Here is a 17,195-nt window from a genome sequence, read left to right as displayed (position 1 = left end):
CGATTTTATCAAACGATACCCTGGCTTTGCAGGTAGTCATCATAGCTGCCGGCAAAATCGGTAATGCCTTCGTTTTCCATATCAAAGATGCGTGTTGCCAGTGAGGAGACAAATTCACGATCATGGCTGACGAAGAACAAAGTGCCTTCATATTGTTCCAGTGCCATATTCAGCGATTCAATGGATTCCATATCCATATGGTTGGTTGGCTCGTCCATTACCAGAATATTGGGACGTTGCAGAATCAGCTTGCCTAACAACATGCGGCCTTTTTCGCCACCTGAGAGTACATTGACCTTTTTATCGATCATATGGCCGGAAAAAAGCAGTCGGCCCAAAGTGCCGCGAATGGCCTGTTCGTCGTCTTCCGGCCCAGCCCATTGACTCATCCACTCAAACAAAGTCATGTTACTTTTAAACAGGTGATCATGATCCTGGGCGTAATAGCCAATATTGGCATTTTCCGACCATTTGACTTCACCTGCTTGAGCGGTCATTTCACCGACTAACGTTTTTACCAGTGTCGATTTACCGATACCGTTAGGACCGATAATGGCGATGCGCTCGCCGACCTCAGTCATAAAGCTGAAATCCTGGAACAACGGTTTTTCTGCCTGATAAGCCTGGCTGATTGCACTGGTTTCCAGCGCATTACGAAACAGTTTCTTTTCCTGCGTAAAACGGATAAACGGATTCACACGGCTGGACGGTTTAATATCATCCAGCTGGATTTTTTCAATCTGCTTCTGCCGCGAAGTGGCCTGTTTGGCTTTGGATGCATTGGCAGAAAAGCGCGAGACAAATTCCTGTAACTCTTTAATTTGCGCTTTCTTTTTCGCATTATCAGACATCTGGCGTTCACGGGCCTGGGTGGAAGCCAGCATGTAGTTATCATAGTTGCCGGGATAAATACGCAGTTCACCGTAATCCATATCAGCCATATGGGTGCAGATACTGTTGAGGAAGTGGCGATCATGCGAAATGATGATCATGGTGCTGTTACGCTGATTCAAAATATCTTCCAGCCAGCGGATAGTGTTGATATCAAGGTGGTTGGTCGGCTCATCGAGCAGCATGATGTCGGGATCGGCAAACAGCACCTGTGCCAGCAGAATACGTAACTTCCAGCCGGGTGCGATTTCACTCATCGGACCGTAATGCTGCTCCACCGGAATACCGACACCCAGTAATAATTCGCCGGCGCGGGATTCAGCGGTATAACCGTCGAGTTCGGCATAGTGACCTTCCAGTTCCGCGACCTTAATACCGTCTTCCTCGCTCATTTCCGGCAAGTTATAGATACGGTCGCGTTCGCGATGCACTTCCCACAACTCGGGCTGCCCCATGATCACAACGTCAATAACACGCTGATCTTCATAGGCGAACTGGTCCTGTTTCAATACGGCAAATGATTCGTTCACATCGCGGTTGATATTGCCGGCGGTGGGCTCCAACTGCCCGGCAAGGATCTTCATAAAGGTGGACTTACCGCAACCATTAGCGCCGATTAGGCCGTAGCGGTTGCCGTCACCGAATTTAACGGAAACATTTTCGAACAGAGGCTTGGCCCCGAATTGCATGGTGATGTTTGCAGTAGTTAGCAAGGCAAAAATCCTGTAGTGAGATTAGTCGACGAGTCGAATCAGAAAAACATACCATTATACATGGTGTTATTGCTGTTCGATAAGGGTGAGTTTGGCTTGTCTTGATAGTTTCTTGATCGCGGCTTCTCTTTTGGAGGCGCTGCTGCGGTCGGGGTGCTGCTCCTGAAACACCAGTTTTCTGGCATGACTGGTATGAAAAAAGCGGGCGCCCCCGGTTTTATTCAAATGTTGTTGGAAGCGACGTTGCAGATCGGTGGTAATGCCAGTGTAAAGGTTGCCATTATCGGCTTCGATGATGTAGACGAACCAGTCACTTTTCGCCATCGAAATCCAGCGCTACCGAATTGATGCAGTAGCGTAAACCGGTGGGAGCTGGGCCGTCGTCGAAGATATGTCCCAGGTGCGCATCACAATGCCGGCACCGCACTTCTGTTCGATCCATGCCATGACTGTAATCAGCGTGATGCGTGACGGCACCCTGCTCGATTTGCGCAGAAAAACTGGGCCAGCCGCAACCCGAATCAAACTTGTCGTCGGAAGAGAATAAGGGCTGATGACAACAGACACACTTATAGATGCCTTGATCATGATGATCGACATAGACACCTGAGAACGGCGGTTCAGTAGCAGCGTGGCGGGTTACAGAAAATTGCTCTTCGGTGAGCTGCTCTCGCCATTGAGAGTCGGATTTCACAATTTTGTCGGACATGTTTCAGCATCAATAACCTGTTTTGCACAAGTTCATTGTATGCAAATATGCACAAAAGATCAGTATTGATCCTGATTTATCTTGAGAAAGGGCTGAAAAAAGTTGCCAGCAGAATGCTGGCAACAACTCGGTTTTCAGACTTTAGAGAGAGGGAGTGTTGATGTCGTTCCTCCATGAATGTCATCAAGCATTCCTTCAGTTGCAAATAATAATGATTATTATTAACGATTAAAAAGGCATAGTAAAATAAATTTCTTTTATTTTATGCCTAGCTGATAGTGCTGGTTTGTATCGACAGGCGTGTTGCAGGCATCAGCAGCAGTTGACTGATATGACCGGTCAGCGTGGCCCAGGTGTGGCGCTTTGCCAGATATTGCACGGTGCCGTGGGCTAATGCCGGACTGGTTTGTTTGACTTGCATCGCTAAGTGGCGGCCGAGTTTTATATCATCATTATGCGTTGCCAGCATACCCAATGACTGCAATCGGCCCCGATGTTGAAAGCAGTGCTGATACAGGTGCAGATACAAATCCACCAACGTCTCGTTTCCCGTGCTGTAGAGACTGATAATATACAGACAGCTGTTTTCATCGGGCGAGGCCAGGTCATCTGCCGTTAATGTTGATTCTTCGCGATGTTGATAGAGCAATTGCTGGTAAACAGCGGGTTTAAGGTGCACAAACAAACAGTGCAGGAGCGGGTGTGATTGATGTTTTATTAACCATAGATAAGCACCGGGATGCCGCAGCCAGTCAATAATTACAGCTGCTGTAAGCGGCATTTGCTCCGGACTGAGTCGATTGCGCAGTGTCGATATAAACTCAATATAAGCTGCTTCCTCTGAGCCGTGACGGCATCTTTCAAGCTGTGAGTCGGGTGAAAATGCAGGCAAGCCGCCGACCAGTGTATTAAAACGTTGTTGCGACAGCTGTTTGAGCAAACGTTGCCGGGCCTGATTCTGAGCAGGGGTTACCGCGGATGTATGAGCAAGGTGGAACGGCAGTTTCTCAACCGGGTTGTCGCCAAAAAATTCAACACATAAACGCTGCCGGTCAATGGCGGGGGTATGCTGCCCCCGCTCCCAGCGGCTGATAGTGTTACTGTCCAGTTCGCTCAACTCGGCGAAACGGCAGGCCATTTGTTCGGCGAGTTCGCTTTGAGTGAGGAGGTGTTTACGGCGTGATTGCTGAATGTATTGGGAAAATTGCATAAGGTCTTATTTGATATTGATAATCATTATCAAATGAATATAAAACTAATTTAATCAGCTGGCAAGCATCATAACTTTAACGCCTTCCATGCGCTTGGCGGGAAGGCTTTTAAACGAGATTCAGGATGATGATGATCTGTAAACCGCCTGCACTGCGGTTATGGGCTTCAATATGGCCCCGGTGAGCTTCAACCGCCCGTTGTGCAATGGTAAGCCCCAGACCAATACTATCGCGCCGCTGCTCGGCTTTACCCCGGAAAAAAGGCTGGAAAATATTCTCCAGTTCGGCTTCCGCCACGCCGGGTCCCTGATCTTCTACGCTGATGGTGAGTTGTTTTTGGGCGTTGTCTTTGTGAATAGTCACTTTGACTTCACTACCGGGATGACTGAATTTGATTGCGTTGCGTAATACATTTTCAATGGCGCGATGCAACAACTCCTGCTGACCGTGAATCTGAATGTTTTCAGCTGATTGATAAATAATTTCAATTTGTTTGCTGGCGGCTTCAAAGCGGGCATCTTCAACTATTTCATCCAGCAATACGGTGAGATCGACTTTGCTGTCGTGACGATGATTGACGCCGGTTTCCATACGAGACAATAACAATAGTTCACCAACCAAATCGCTGATTCGCTGCGCTTCGCGTTCCAGACGCTGCAATGTCGGCTCCACCTTGTCCGGTTGCTGCTGGGCAATTCCGATGGCAGCCTGCATCCGTGCTAAAGGCGAACGCAGTTCGTGAGAAACATCGTGTAATAAGCGCCGCTGACCGTTAACCAGACTGCTGATTTGAGAAGCCATATAATCAAAATTTTGCCCCAGTTCGGCAAGTTCATCCTGACGATGGCCCATCTCTGGACTGACTCTGGTATCGAGTTTGCCCTGGGCGACAGCATTGAACGCCTGTTTCAAGCTGCGGATAGGGCGGGTGAAATACCAGGCCAGCAGCGCACTGAACATCAGACTGGCTATAAAGCCTGAGGCAAACAGTAATATTAATGGCCAATGTCTGGCATGAGGCGGCGGCGGGCGCTTTCTCGGTTGTTGGCTGAAGACTTGCTGCTCCGATGGCATCGGTGCAAACAATAGCAGATTGCCTTGCTGCGACGGGATGAGCCTGACTACGCGGCGTTTGCCCATTTCAACCCATTCTCTGGCTTGTGATAGGGCATCGGCATCCACTTCGCGGCTGAGGATGTCTTCGCCGTTTTCATTGATGGCCAGTACAGAAGGCATCGGTGAATTGTCGAGCTGTTGTAAGAATGCGATTAGCGCCGGCAAACCGCCGTGTTCTGCAATATCTGCAGCGACCGACACAAAAGGCAAGCCATGCCGATCAATTAATCTGACTTTGCTAAAGTCTTCTTCGTTATCAGCCGCCTGTTTCAACCAGACCAGGGTGCCGACGCTGATACCGGCAAGTAATAAGGTCAGCCAGAAGCTGAACAAGAATTTCCAGAATAAGCGCCCCATGATTACTCTTTAATTAATTGATAACCCTGACCACGAATGGTCTGGATATAAAGATGGCCATCAGCCTGCTGCCCCAGTTTGTGACGAATACTGCTCATATGAACGTCTATACTGCGATCAAAACGAGCTAACGGGCGCCCCAGTGCACGTTCGGATAATTCATTTTTGCTCACAACCTGACCGGCCTGCCTTGCCAGCGCTTCCAGCAGATTGAACTCGGTGCTGGTCAGATCGAGTTCCTGCTCAAACCAGACGGCTTTGCGTTTTTCTGTCCAGAGCTGCAAGGGGCCATTTTTGATGACTTTATCCATATCACTGCCAAAGCTGTTATCGGTGCGCCGCAAAATGGCACGAATCCGCGCAACCAGCTCCCGCGGTGTGCATGGTTTGGGAACATAATCATCAGCGCCGGATTCCAGACCAATAATGCGATCAACATCGTCCCCCTTGGCGGTAAACATCAGCACCGGAATCAGGCTTTGCTGCCGGATCTGAACCAGAATATCGGTGCCTTTGATATCCGGCAGCATCATATCGAGGATGACCAGATCAAAACTGCCGCTCAACGCGGCATCAAGTCCGTTGCGGCCGTTAAAGACTGTTTCGACGTTGAAACCTTCCTGTTGCAGATAGTCCTGAAACAACTCTGCCAGTTCAACATCATCATCAATAATCAGCAGGTTTGCCACAATAGCCCTCTCTCTTATCTGTGTTCATCATAGCCGCAAGCCATGAGCGTCACCAGACAGCTGGAACCAACTTTACCTAACTTTACCTTTGGCTAACGTTTCTTTACGCCCGGCTGGGAGATACTGGCACTGTCTAGGGGGATGACGGCTTTAGCCGCAGCATCTCACCAGCGCCAAACCCTAAACAAGGAGAAGAATATGCGGAAGTTAATGATTTTACTGAGCCTGATACCCATTGCCGCTATGGCCAATCCGGTGGAACATGCCGGTCAGGAATGTGGCGATAAATCTCATCATCAGATGAAGCATAAAAAAGCGGGTGATATTCCTTTTCATCTGCGTGATCTGGATCTGAGCGATACGCAGACAGCCCAGATTAAAGCGATGATGGAAAAACGTCATGCCGATCGTCAGGCACAAAAAGGCCAGAGCCGGGAAATCAGAAAAGCCATTCATGATTTGACCATGTCAGATAATTTCAATGAGGCCGAACTGGAATCTCTGATCGATCAATCGATGATCTTGCAAAAACAAAGAGCGACTGAAAGAGCAAAATTTCATCATGATGTGTTCAATGTACTGACACCGGAACAGCAGGAACAATTGAAAGCCAAAATGGCCAGGTTTAAGGAAAAAATGCGTCACTAAACGTTTATACCCGTGATACTTGGAAATGCACGATATCACAGGTATATGCACAGCTCCCTCCAATCCTCTCCCAGCTTAAAGCAGGAGGGAGCTGCTGCATTTTTTAGTTGAGTTTTGCTAACGCTGCCAGTGCGGCTGAATTCAAACCTGCCGCGGCCCGAACATGATAATAAACATGCCCAGCAGACATACCGCGACGCCAATATAGTCAGTGAAACTCGGGCGTACCGAATCTACGGCCCATAACCAAAATAAAGCGACACTGACGTAAACACCGCCATAAGCGGCATAAACCCGGCCTGCCGCATGAGGATGCAAAGTCAGCAGCCAGACAAATATAGCCAGACTGAGTGCTGCCGGTAACAGTAACCAGACGGAATGTCCCTGTTTCAACCACAGATACGGCAAGTAGCAACCTACAATCTCAGCCACTGCGGTGGCGCCGAATAAAGTAAGGGTTTTTAACAATTCCACAATAAAGTCCCTGCTTGGCCACCCGCCGGCCGTGATGCGACAGCCAGCTATTGAATTCGTTATCATAGGCACTTTATCACAAGATAAAGGGAAACAAAGATGGTGTTGGAAAGGGCTCCCAGCTGGCAGGAGGTGTTAGGCGCTGAGTTTGCCGCCCCCTATATGCTGGCTCTGAAACAGTTTCTGCGTGCTGAAAAAGATAACCATAAAACGATTTATCCCCACTCACAAAACTGGTTTCACGCGCTGGAGGCCACGCCACTGGATCAGGTGAAAGTGGTGATTCTCGGTCAGGATCCCTATCATCAGCCGGGACAGGCTCATGGTTTGTGCTTTTCGGTACAATCGGGGGTCAAGATTCCCCCCTCGCTGGTCAATATCTATAAGGAATTGCAGACAGATTTGGGTGTTGAACCGGTTAATCATGGTTATCTGGAGAGCTGGGCCAGGCAGGGGGTATTATTGCTTAATGCCGTATTGACGGTGGAAGATTCAAAAGCCAATTCGCATCAGGGCAAGGGATGGGAGCAATTTACCGACAAGGTGATCGCGACTGTTAACGAGCAGTGCGAGCATGTGGTGTTTATGTTGTGGGGCAGTTACGCCCAGAAGAAGGGGGCCGTCATCGATCCGCAGCGTCACCTGGTTTTAAAAGCGCCGCATCCCTCGCCATTATCGGCCCATCGTGGTTTTTTCGGCTGTCGCCATTTCAGCAAGGCCAATGAGTATTTGCTGCAGCATGGTAAAACACCGATCGACTGGCAGTTGCCGGCCATGCCTTAATACGAGTAAGACGCGTGTTAAGCATGCTTTATAGGAAAAGGCGTGGGATGGTGACATCCCAGTTGCGGGAGAAGATGCGTTTTTTACCTTCCCAGGCATCCAGTTCGGCCCAAATGTAAAAATTGGTATTATCAGCAGTCAACACGGTATGTGTCGTGGTGCGCACCGACCAGTCACCGCGCCGGAAGCAACGTTCCGTCCTGGTTTCCCCTTTTGGTGAGCAGAAGTCGTCGTCACGATAGCTGTACCAGTTCCATATCCGGTTGGTGACGTCCAGGTCGATCTGCTCGATGCGGTATTTCCCCTGGTCTTGTATGACTTCCAGTGTAGACAGATCCTCAGCGAGATCACGATGAACCAGCCAGTTGTGATGGGGTGGTTCTAGCTGGGTGATGGCTATTTGCTGTGTGCCCTGCGGTGATTCAAAGTGGATATCGATATCGGCATCACGCCGGGGTCTTATGGGTAGGCTCAGGTAGGAGGACAGCGTTTTTATCGTCAACTGAACCGGCCGGGGCGGCGGCCAGGCCAAGGGCCAGTAAGAAGTGGAAAGGCTCAGGCGCAGGCGGTGGCCAGCCGGGAAAACTTGGGCGATATGATTGAGTCTTAGCTCCACTACGAACTCTTCGCCCGGCATCAAATTTTCCGGGTGGTCATGCCCATAGCGGTGATTGAGGTTCAGCAAGCCGTAGGTTACTCGTGTGGCCTTGTCTGTCGGCGCCACATCTGAAAGCCGCGCCGCGATCATGGCTATGGCCTGATTGCTGGAAAGGGTGAGTTTCAGGGAAGGAGCCCCCAAGATCTCGATATCCTCTGCCAGTGGTTCGCTCTCAAAAATCAAGGCCCCACCATCTTCTTCGCGCTGGTCATGTGGCAAGTCGGGGGCCGCAGCGTAGGAGCACCATTTTCCGGCGAACAGCCCCACGCTGAGTGGTGATGAGATAGTTAGATCTATGGGCATGTTATGAGGCGCTACCGTATCGTCAGGAACAAGGCATAGAGGCTTCAGCACGAAACGCTTGTGATCGATTCGCTTCGAGGGCCATTCATTTTCGCCGACCCAGCGGCCGGGCCTTTCGTGGTAATAGGTGGTGGGCGGCACGCTGTCCTGCATCCACGCCCGCAGCATGGGCTCCTTCATGATCCCGGTGTCGATGTCTTTCAGCCACCTATCCCACCAGCGCAAGGATTCCTGCAGGAAACCGATGGCCGGCCCCGGAATGCCTTGATGAGGATACTTGTGTCCCCAAGGGCCGATCAAGCCCTGGCGCGGTACATCCAGGTGCGCTAGCAATCTGAAAATGGCATTGGTGTAACCGTCGGCCCAGCCGCCGATGGCCATTACAGGGCACTGGATAGCACCATAGTCCTCGCAGACGGAACCATGGTGCCAGTAGCTGTCGCGATGCTGGTGCCGCAGCCAGGTCTCAAGCCAAAGACCACTGCCTTCCAGGCGCTGCAGCCACATCTCTCTCCATCTTTCTCCGACAAGCTCGGGATCGGGCGGCGAACTGTTGGCGGTGAACATCGTCGTCGATTCCGACAGGTTGTCCGTGAGCAGGCAGCCGCCCATGTAGTGCATGTTATCGACATAGAGGTCGTCGGTGGAACAGGCGGAAATTACGGCTTTCAGCGCTTGCGGCCTTTTTGCGGCGACCTGCAGGGCGTTGAAGCCGCCCCAGGAAATACCCATCATTCCCACGTTTCCATCACACCAGGGCTGTTCCGACAGCCAGTTTATCACCTGTACACCGTCGTCCAGTTCCTGTTCCCGGTACTGGTCCTTCAGCACGCCATCGGATTCGCCGCTTCCTCGCAGGTCTACACGTATGCAGGCATAACCATGTCCGGCGAGCCATGGATGGGTGAGAGCGTCACGAGCACGGGTGAGATCGCGTTTGCGGTATGGTATGTACTCAAGGATCGCCGGCACCGGGCGGCGGAAGGCATCCACTGGCAGCCAAAGCCTGGCCGCCAGACGTTCGCCGTCGGCCAGCGGGATCCAAATATGCTCGTGGACTTCGATGTCCCAGGGCAGGCTAGCCGTGTCTATCTGTTCGAAAGTCATGTTTGGCCGCTCTCCTCCTGCTTCGATCCGTTAACTGCTCTAAATTCGAAAGGCAGCAAAGCCACTGCCTGGTGATACTTTTCCAGCATCTCGTGCGTGGTTTGCGCAGCGACTTCTATTTCTGCCAGCATATAACTGTAGGGATCCTGGTCGCAAAGCGTAGAAAGCCGCTGTCCCTGCTTGACTCTGATCTCGACATCGGTGTCCGGTTGCAGCGCTTTGAGCTGCTCCATGTCCGCCCGGGACGGAGCTCGCTCTACCAGTGCATCCTGCTGCGTGTAATGCCGTAGCAGGAACTTGGCTGCATGTTTGTAGGGACCATCGCCATGACGAAGATGCGCCTTGTCTCCCAGTGCGACGTGGATCGCCACTTCATGATTGGACATGCCGTTCACCTTCTCGAACTGGTATGAGTGAGACTGCGAAATGCGGGGATTGATCTCCACGATCCACAGATCGTCCGTTTCCCTGTCCCAGAAGAACTCCATATTGAAGCAGCCATTGTCGAAACCGATTTGACCGAGCACCTTTTCTGCTATGTTGATGGCTCTTTGTTGAATTTTAGGTGGTGATTGGGAGGGATATTCGTAACGCAGGAAGCTTTTGTGATTCTTATCGCGCACCATGTCGATGACGCCGTGTATGGTGAAATTGCCGTTTTGAACCGAGCCTTCTGGAGCTATTTCGATACCGTGGATAAACTGTTCCGCGATCAGGTAATTACCGTTCACGCCGACAACAGCGGCGGGCAAATCGATCCGGTCCAGGATGGTGTTGAAGGGATCGCCGATACGGCGGATTTTGTCGCGCACAATCGCCAAAGCCCGCTTGAAATCGTGCGCATCGTTGATACGAAAGCCGAGCATGGAACCATACCCCTTGATCGGTTTGAGCCAGAAAGGGTATTCCAGCGATAGTTTGTCCTCGGCTTGATCGTCGAAAGGGTCTACCGCGCAGAATGCAGGTGTGTTTTCGGGCACAACCTTTTGCTGCTCCAGCCGGCTCCAGAACTTGTGTGAGCATTTGAGTACGGCTTCTAGTGAGGGGGATTTCAGGCCATACTCCTCACAGAGTATGGCTGCCATCGAGGTGGCCGGAAAATCCCAATGGCAGATGATGGCATCGATGGAGCCTTCGAATGAATTGAGTATATCTCTGGCCTTGCCCAGCTTCTCGTCGATGAAATAATTATCCTGGTGGATGACCTCGCTTGAGTGAAGCAGTGGATGAAACAGGAAGCGTTCGGCGTCTCGAATCTGCAAGAGATCGGTACTGTGAGCCTCGTCGTAGCCCAGTACGAATATGTTTCGCTTATCTCGCCGCGCGGTCATCTGGGGTCATGCCTCCCTATATTCCGCAGACTGGCTATCTGGCCTGGTTGCAAAAATTTCTTCTGCTAATCAGATCTGGTCAGCCAGCTTTTAATTCAATATGAATCACTCTTATGGCAAGGTCAAATAGGCAGCGTCGATAAAAGCTGATTTTCAACGGCTGGCCTTGGTACAATGCGCGCCATGACAAATTTGACGGGATCAAAGTTGCACAGCCGTGGGCTGCCGCGGAGCGGTGGCGCACAGGGATGTGCGCCATGATAAAACTGAGCCAGCTCTCATTGCGTCGTGGTACGCGTCTGTTATTTGAATCTGCCAACCTGATCATTCATCCCGGACAGCGGGTGGGTCTGACCGGTGCTAACGGCACCGGCAAATCCAGTCTGTTTGCTATGTTGCGGGATCAACTCCATGCTGATACCGGTTCGGTATCCATTCCTGAGTCATGGGTCATTGCCCATGTTGCCCAGGAAACACCCGCCGTAGATACACCAGCCATAGAGTATGTGCTGCAAGGGGATGCGGAACTCACCCGGTTAAACGCCGAACTTGCACAAGCGGAAGCGGACGATGATGGCCATTTGCAAAGTGTATTGCACGACAAACTGGCTGCAATAGACGCTTATACGGCCAACAGCCGGGCCGGTAAATTGATGCATGGTCTGGGGTTTACAGCCGGGCAGGAAATGTCACCGGTCACTTCATTTTCGGGTGGCTGGCGCATGCGTTTGAATCTGGCACAGGCGTTGATGTGCCGTTCTGACCTGCTGTTGCTGGATGAACCGACCAATCATCTGGATCTGGAAGCGGTGTATTGGCTGGAGGAGTGGCTGCGTAATTATCCGGGTACGCTGCTGGTGATTTCGCATGATCGTGACTTTCTTGATCGCGTGGTCACGCATATCGCACATATCGAGCAGGAGCGCATCAAACTCTACACCGGTTCTTATTCCGACTTTGAACTGGCGCGGGCCGAACATCTGGCAAATCAGCAGGCGGCGCATCAGAAACAGCAACGTGAAATCGCGCATATGCGCAGTTTTGTCACCCGTTTCAAAGCCAAAGCGACCAAAGCCAGACAGGCACAAAGCCGAATCAAGGCACTGGAACGCATGGAGTTAATTGCGCCGGCACATGTCGACTCGCCGTTTCAGTTCAGTTTCCTGCCACCGACACGTTTGTCCGTGCCTTTAATCAGTCTGGATAAAGCCTCAGTCGGTTATGCCGGTAAACCGCTTATCAGCAATATCAAACTCAGTCTGGCGCCCGGCGATCGTATCGGCCTGCTGGGGCCTAATGGTGCGGGTAAATCAACGCTGATCAAACTGATCGCCGATGAGCTGCCGCCATTGACGGGCAAGCGCAAGGAAGCCAAGGATATTGGTATCGGTTATTTTGCGCAGCATCAGCTGGAACAACTCTATCCTGACGACAGTCCACTAAAGCATCTGCAGCGATTGGACAGGCAGGCCGGAGAACAGGAGCTGCGCAACTTCCTCGGCGGCTTTGGTTTTCATGGTGAAGCGGCACTGGGTCCGGTTGCGCCGTTTTCCGGCGGCGAAAAAGCAAGACTGGTGCTGGCCTTGTTGGTATATCAACGTCCTGTGGTATTGCTGCTGGATGAACCTACCAACCATCTCGATCTGGAAATGCGACTGGCGCTGACAGTGGCCTTGCAAGAGTTTGAAGGTGCGTTGGTGGTGGTGTCGCATGATCGGCATTTATTGCGTACGGTGACCGATGATTTGTGGCTGGTATCAGCTGGGCAGGCAAAACGTTTTGATGGTGATCTGGATGATTACCGCCAATGGTTGCTCAACAAGGACAAGCCCCAGAAAACCGATACGGCTGCAACCGCCGGCAATGGCAATAATAAAAAGCAGGACCGCCGCGCTGCTGCCGAACAACGCCAGAAACTGCAACCGCTGAGAAATGCCGCTAAAAAGGCGGAACAGCAGATGGACAAACTGACAAAAGCGTTGATCGAGCTGGAAGACAAACTGGCGGATAACGAGCTCTACAGTGAGCAGGCGAAAGACAAACTCAAACAGCTCCTGCAACAGCAGGCTGATTTAAAAACTGAACTGGAACAGGTCGAAATGCAATGGCTTGAGGCCAGTGAACAACTGGAAGCGGCACAGACCGCTGAGGACTGAGTGTGGCATTACTGTCATTGAAACAAATTACCGTCAGTTTTGGCGGTCCCAACCTGCTTGATAAGGTCGACTTTCAGCTGGATCGGGGCGAACGTGTGTGTCTGGTTGGCCGCAACGGTGCCGGCAAATCGACCCTGATGAAACTGATAGCCGGGGAAATCAAGGCTGATAGCGGTGAAATGACCGGTGTGCAGGAGATTAAAATTGCCCGGCTGGAACAGGAAGTGCCGATTGGCACCCACGGCAAAGTCTTTGATGTGGTCGCCGCCGGACTGGGAAATATTGCTCCCTTGCTGATGGAATATCATGAGGTTTTGCATCAGCTTGAAACGGACAGTTCAAACGCGGTGCTGGCCAAGCTGGAACAAGCGCAGCACAAACTGGAAGCGGCTGACGGCTGGAGTATGGAACAGCAGGTGGAAACAGTGATTTCCAGACTATCTCTGAATGCCGATGATGATTTTGACAGCCTGTCAGGCGGTAAAAAACGCCGGGTGCTACTGGCGCAGGCGCTGGTCAAACATCCCGATATTCTGCTGCTGGATGAGCCGACCAACCATCTTGATATTGAATCAATCACCTGGCTGGAAGGCTTTCTTAAAAGCTACGGCGGCACGCTGTTATTTATCACCCATGACCGGGCCTTCCTGCAGGCTCTGGCAACCCGCATTGTGCAACTGGATCGCGGACAGCTGTTCAGTTTCCCGGGAGATTATGCCAACTACCTGAAAAAACGCGAGGAAATACTGGCGGCAGAAGCCGAGCAGAATGCACAGTTTGATAAAAAACTGGCGCAGGAAGAAATCTGGATCCGGCAGGGGATCAAGGCGCGCCGAACCCGCAATGAAGGCAGAGTGAGGGCTTTGCAGCAGTTGCGCCGGGAACGCAGTCAGCGCCGTGACAAACTGGGCAATGTGTCGATGCAGCTGCAAGAAGCCGAGCGCAGCGGCAAACTGGTCATTGAGGCCGAACATATCGGTCAGAGTTATGACGGAAAAGTGCTGTTTGACGATTTTACTACGCTGATTCAGCGCGGCGATCGCATCGGTATCATTGGTCCGAATGGTTGCGGCAAGAGCACCTTATTGTCGATTCTGCTGCAACGCGCTGAGCCAGAGACCGGCACCGTCAAACTGGGCACCAATCTGGAAATCGCTTTTTTTGATCAACTGCGCAGCCAGCTTAACGAAGAAGAAAGCGTGGTGGAAAACGTGGGGCAGGGTAGTGATCATGTTGATATCAATGGCTCCCGCAAACATATCATCGGTTATCTGCAGGATTTTCTGTTCACGCCTGAACGGGCCAGAACGCCGGTAAAAGCCTTATCGGGGGGCGAACGTAATCGTCTGCTGCTGGCCAAACTGTTTACCCAGCCCGCCAATCTGCTGGTGATGGATGAACCAACCAATGATCTGGATGCTGAAACGCTGGAACTGCTGGAAGATTTACTGCTCAACTACAGCGGTACCTTGTTATTGGTCAGCCATGATCGGGCTTTTTTGAATAATGTGGTGACCAGCAGCATCGTGTTTGATGAGGATGGAAAACTGCGGGAATATGTCGGCGGTTACGATGACTGGCTGCACCAGCGTCCGCAAAAAGCCGATAAAGCGGCGAGGGCGGGAAATAAAACCAAGCCTGCCTTGGAAGTGAAACCGCCGGTACAGAAAAGCTCGGCACTGAGCTATCAGGAAAAGCAGGACCTCAAGGCCTTGCCTGCCAGAATTGAAAAGCTGGAAGCAGAACAGGAAACATTGCATCAGCAGATGGCTGATCCAGATTTTTATAAAAAAGAAGCGGCAACAATCAGTCAGCTGCAACAGCAATTGGCGGATCTAACAGCCGAACTTGAACAGTTATATGCGCGTTGGGAACAGCTGGAAGACAAGCAGAACGGTTGAGTCAATTGCAAGCCCTAAGCGGCATTTCCCTGTTGTAATAAAGTCGGAATATATCCAACAAGCCAAGGCGACTGTAGAAGTCGCCCTGGTATGGTTATATATCCAACTATTAAACATTACTCATCAAGTAAGGCATCACGGTTATCGACATGTTTATGCGGCAGGATCCACATTTCATACAGGGATACCAGCCACATAAAGGCAAAAGACAATGCCATCGCCGCACCGGCAATAATGACCAACCATGCAAAATAAGGGTTCAGCTTGGTTAACCACCAAGAGGAAATATCAACCAGCAAGAACACATATGGGGTGATAATCGCCGTCACTTTAAGCGGTTTGGGTACACCTGCTGCCAGACTGAAGATCAGACCGACAAACATGAAAATGAAGGCGATACCGAATAGATGGATATGAGATACGCGTGCCAGTGAAGAAAAGGTGGCACCGGTATCTGTTTCGGCACGCTTGGCAATATTCTCGAACTCAATGAAGTTCGGCACTGGCATGCCGGAATCAGGATTGTGGCAGGCAATACAGCGGTTGTCGAAGATCTGACGGATACCGTTATCGTAAAAAGCCTGTTCATCAGCACCTTTATACACCCAGTTAATAATTTTGAGGCGTTCTTGCTCAGGTGCCATTACCTGCATGGACCCATTGAGTTTACTTTCCAGTACCGAGCCGGAACGTTGGCCGTAATAACTGTAAACAATATCATCAATAGACAAACCCAGTTCCCCGTCAGCCATACCATGGGTAAATTGAATTTGTACCAGGGCCATCATGTAACCTACTGCTACTACCATCAAATACCCCGTGAACAGGGCTTTGAGCGAAGTGCCTTGACTGGACAAATTGATATGGTGCGGATACGGCATGATTATTCCTTTACGATTTATGTGGCCATTATGGTATTACATTAGCCTACCGATGAGTAGCTTCCACAGTCTTATTGCTGCTGAAACACTTTTTTCAGCAATTCTGTGGTTCTGGCGGCAGGATTTTCGCGAATTTTCTTTTCCTCGAGTGCGAGCATGGTAAACAAGCCGTTGAGCGCCTGTTCAGTGACGTAATCAGGGAGATTCACATTGAGATTTTCACCTACCACCGGGATACTGGATACCCTATCGTTCAGCTGATTGTAATAATGGGTGGAGCCGACCTGGTCCAGTGAGTCTTTTATTGCCGGGCGAAACAGGGTGGTCAGTCTGTCGCTGGTCTGTTCTCTGAAGTACTGTGTGGCGGCATCATCAGGACCATTCAGAATCTGTTTGGCATCATCAATCGTCATGTCTTTTATAGCATTGACAACGATATCAGTGGCTTCGGGTGCCGCCTTCTCAGCAGCATGATTCATACTGGTTTCAAACTCGTCAGCCAGTTCACTCATGCCGAACTGTCGCATCAGACTGCCGACTTTCTCCACCTGCGGGGGCATGGGAATACGGATCTGGGGATTATCCAGAAAGCCGTTGGTTTGACTGATATTGTCGATGGCACGCTGGCTGCCGACACTTAATGCTTCTTTCAGCCCGGAAATAATGGTACTGGTATCAAGATCTTCACTGGAGTCAGAACCAGGCAAGAACGTTTTGCCTGCTTCTCCCAGATCATTAAGAATGGTTTTCCAGTCAGCCTGAGCGCTGCCAATCAGCAGCAGATTGCTGACGGCCAATGAGATGAGAATGCGTTTGCTCATATTCATGATGGTATTTCCTTTTCAAGGTGGCTTAGCGGCATGACTTACAGAGTTCAATGCGTTCATTGCCATTGATGTCTGAAATGCGTCAAGCCATGCTCTTCAGATACTCATACGGCCATTATTGAATGTTCAGACGCCTTGTTATATTAACGTTAATTGATCAGGGGTCAGCCACTGGATGTCGCCAAAGCCTGCAATTAGTCTGACGGCCTGTAGATTGAGTTGGTAAAACTGGAAACCGGGCAGCTGCAGAATTATCTCGGCATCACTGAAACGCTGTTGATAAAGTAGACTCAAAGCTTGTTGCTCGTTACTTCTTACCGCTTCAGCGAGGCAGGTGATGCGGGCACCGCTACCGGGGCTGTTTTCATTTTCGATATCAGTGATGGTTAACGCCACTTTGTTATCGGCCTGAATATTTTTGGTGTGTTCAGCCAGTTCAC

At 50.9% G+C, this 17,195-nt stretch carries 16 protein-coding genes; 4 read left to right on the top strand and 12 right to left on the bottom strand.

All coding sequences use genetic code 11. The features are described from left to right. Window positions 1–8: 8 nt before the first annotated feature. From OMP95_RS08520 to OMP95_RS08495, 6 genes are all read right to left on the bottom strand, one after another. Window positions 9–1,604 (bottom strand): ABC-F family ATPase, encoded by a 1,596-nt coding sequence (locus OMP95_RS08520; protein WP_266327843.1) that lies wholly within the window; start codon window positions 1,602–1,604, stop codon window positions 9–11. A gap of 66 nt (window positions 1,605–1,670) precedes the next feature. Next, entirely contained in the window at window positions 1,671–1,928 is a 258-nt protein-coding gene (locus OMP95_RS08515; RefSeq protein WP_266327842.1) for a GIY-YIG nuclease family protein, read from the bottom strand. Beyond that, complete coding sequence (msrB, locus tag OMP95_RS08510; RefSeq protein WP_266327841.1) at window positions 1,915–2,313, bottom strand: peptide-methionine (R)-S-oxide reductase MsrB; 399 nt, start codon at window positions 2,311–2,313, stop codon at window positions 1,915–1,917. The genes OMP95_RS08515 and msrB overlap by 14 nt, the downstream gene beginning before the upstream one ends. 268 nt (window positions 2,314–2,581) lie before the next feature. Next, on the bottom strand, window positions 2,582–3,523 hold the full coding sequence (locus OMP95_RS08505; protein WP_266327840.1) for a helix-turn-helix domain-containing protein: 942 nt from the start codon (window positions 3,521–3,523) through the stop codon (window positions 2,582–2,584). Between the two features lie 109 nt (window positions 3,524–3,632). Further along, on the bottom strand, window positions 3,633–4,997 hold the full coding sequence (locus OMP95_RS08500; protein ID WP_266327839.1) for an ATP-binding protein: 1,365 nt from the start codon (window positions 4,995–4,997) through the stop codon (window positions 3,633–3,635). A 2-nt stretch (window positions 4,998–4,999) separates the two neighbouring features. Next, on the bottom strand, window positions 5,000–5,686 hold the full coding sequence (locus tag OMP95_RS08495; protein ID WP_266327838.1) for a response regulator transcription factor: 687 nt from the start codon (window positions 5,684–5,686) through the stop codon (window positions 5,000–5,002). A gap of 198 nt (window positions 5,687–5,884) precedes the next feature. Here OMP95_RS08495 and OMP95_RS08490 point away from each other — a divergent pair, with 198 nt between their 5' ends. Further along, complete coding sequence (locus OMP95_RS08490; RefSeq protein WP_266327837.1) at window positions 5,885–6,334, top strand: Spy/CpxP family protein refolding chaperone; 450 nt, start codon at window positions 5,885–5,887, stop codon at window positions 6,332–6,334. A gap of 141 nt (window positions 6,335–6,475) precedes the next feature. Here OMP95_RS08490 and OMP95_RS08485 read toward each other — a convergent pair whose 3' ends face one another. Beyond that, the gene (locus OMP95_RS08485; protein ID WP_266327836.1) at window positions 6,476–6,808 is read right to left on the bottom strand and encodes a YnfA family protein; all 333 of its coding nucleotides are present in this window, start codon (window positions 6,806–6,808) and stop codon (window positions 6,476–6,478) included. Window positions 6,809–6,907: 99 nt separating this feature from the next. Here OMP95_RS08485 and ung point away from each other — a divergent pair, with 99 nt between their 5' ends. Then, a complete protein-coding gene (gene ung / locus OMP95_RS08480) occupies window positions 6,908–7,591 on the top strand; it encodes a uracil-DNA glycosylase (protein ID WP_266327835.1) in 684 nt (227 codons plus the stop codon). Window positions 7,592–7,619: 28 nt separating this feature from the next. On the opposite strand, the gene OMP95_RS08475 is transcribed toward ung, so the two are convergent. Together OMP95_RS08475 and OMP95_RS08470 are read right to left on the bottom strand one after the other, a co-directional pair. Beyond that, window positions 7,620–9,659: a CocE/NonD family hydrolase gene (locus OMP95_RS08475; protein ID WP_266327834.1), complete on the bottom strand. Its 2,040-nt coding sequence runs from the start codon at window positions 9,657–9,659 to the stop codon at window positions 7,620–7,622. Then, window positions 9,656–10,990 (bottom strand): ATP-grasp domain-containing protein, encoded by a 1,335-nt coding sequence (locus OMP95_RS08470; RefSeq protein ID WP_266327833.1) that lies wholly within the window; start codon window positions 10,988–10,990, stop codon window positions 9,656–9,658. The genes OMP95_RS08475 and OMP95_RS08470 overlap by 4 nt, the downstream gene beginning before the upstream one ends. Before the next feature lie 257 nt (window positions 10,991–11,247). Here OMP95_RS08470 and OMP95_RS08465 point away from each other — a divergent pair, with 257 nt between their 5' ends. Both OMP95_RS08465 and OMP95_RS08460 read left to right on the top strand, forming a co-directional pair. Beyond that, window positions 11,248–13,146: an ATP-binding cassette domain-containing protein gene (locus OMP95_RS08465; RefSeq protein ID WP_266327832.1), complete on the top strand. Its 1,899-nt coding sequence runs from the start codon at window positions 11,248–11,250 to the stop codon at window positions 13,144–13,146. 2 nt (window positions 13,147–13,148) lie between these two features. Then, the gene (locus OMP95_RS08460) at window positions 13,149–15,047 is read left to right on the top strand and encodes an ATP-binding cassette domain-containing protein (protein WP_266327831.1); all 1,899 of its coding nucleotides are present in this window, start codon (window positions 13,149–13,151) and stop codon (window positions 15,045–15,047) included. A 116-nt stretch (window positions 15,048–15,163) separates the two neighbouring features. Here OMP95_RS08460 and OMP95_RS08455 read toward each other — a convergent pair whose 3' ends face one another. The 3 genes from OMP95_RS08455 to OMP95_RS08445 form a co-directional block, all read right to left on the bottom strand. Next, window positions 15,164–15,928 carry an elongation factor-1 alpha gene (locus OMP95_RS08455; RefSeq protein WP_266327830.1) on the bottom strand — a complete coding sequence of 255 codons (765 nt, stop codon included), beginning with the start codon at window positions 15,926–15,928 and terminating at the stop codon, window positions 15,164–15,166. Window positions 15,929–15,999: 71 nt separating this feature from the next. Then, entirely contained in the window at window positions 16,000–16,755 is a 756-nt protein-coding gene (locus tag OMP95_RS08450; RefSeq protein ID WP_266327829.1) for a DUF4197 domain-containing protein, read from the bottom strand. A 138-nt stretch (window positions 16,756–16,893) separates the two neighbouring features. Then, on the bottom strand, window positions 16,894–17,195 hold a 302-nt coding region (locus OMP95_RS08445), incomplete at its 5' end, for a hypothetical protein (RefSeq protein WP_266327828.1).

The sequence above is a fragment of the Methylophaga sp. OBS4 genome, assembly GCF_026319305.1.
In the GTDB taxonomy this organism is placed as follows: Bacteria; Pseudomonadota; Gammaproteobacteria; order Nitrosococcales; family Methylophagaceae; genus Methylophaga.
This window is presented reverse-complemented; position numbering and strand designations above follow the sequence as displayed.

Bases quoted from the DNA above. Each gene is read 5' to 3' on its own strand.
- OMP95_RS08515 (WP_266327842.1), bottom strand. From the start codon at position 1,928: ATGGCGAAAAGTGACTGGTTCGTCTACATCATCGAAGCCGATAATGGC.
- msrB (WP_266327841.1), bottom strand. From the start codon at position 2,313: ATGTCCGACAAAATTGTGAAATCCGACTCTCAATGGCGAGAGCAGCTC.
- OMP95_RS08505 (WP_266327840.1), bottom strand. From the start codon at position 3,523: ATGCAATTTTCCCAATACATTCAGCAATCACGCCGTAAACACCTCCTC.
- OMP95_RS08500 (WP_266327839.1), bottom strand. From the start codon at position 4,997: ATGGGGCGCTTATTCTGGAAATTCTTGTTCAGCTTCTGGCTGACCTTA.
- OMP95_RS08490 (WP_266327837.1), top strand. From the start codon at position 5,885: ATGCGGAAGTTAATGATTTTACTGAGCCTGATACCCATTGCCGCTATG.
- ung (WP_266327835.1), top strand. From the start codon at position 6,908: ATGGTGTTGGAAAGGGCTCCCAGCTGGCAGGAGGTGTTAGGCGCTGAG.
- OMP95_RS08475 (WP_266327834.1), bottom strand. From the start codon at position 9,659: ATGACTTTCGAACAGATAGACACGGCTAGCCTGCCCTGGGACATCGAA.
- OMP95_RS08470 (WP_266327833.1), bottom strand. From the start codon at position 10,990: ATGACCGCGCGGCGAGATAAGCGAAACATATTCGTACTGGGCTACGAC.
- OMP95_RS08465 (WP_266327832.1), top strand. From the start codon at position 11,248: ATGATAAAACTGAGCCAGCTCTCATTGCGTCGTGGTACGCGTCTGTTA.
- OMP95_RS08455 (WP_266327830.1), bottom strand. From the start codon at position 15,928: ATGCCGTATCCGCACCATATCAATTTGTCCAGTCAAGGCACTTCGCTC.
- OMP95_RS08450 (WP_266327829.1), bottom strand. From the start codon at position 16,755: ATGAATATGAGCAAACGCATTCTCATCTCATTGGCCGTCAGCAATCTG.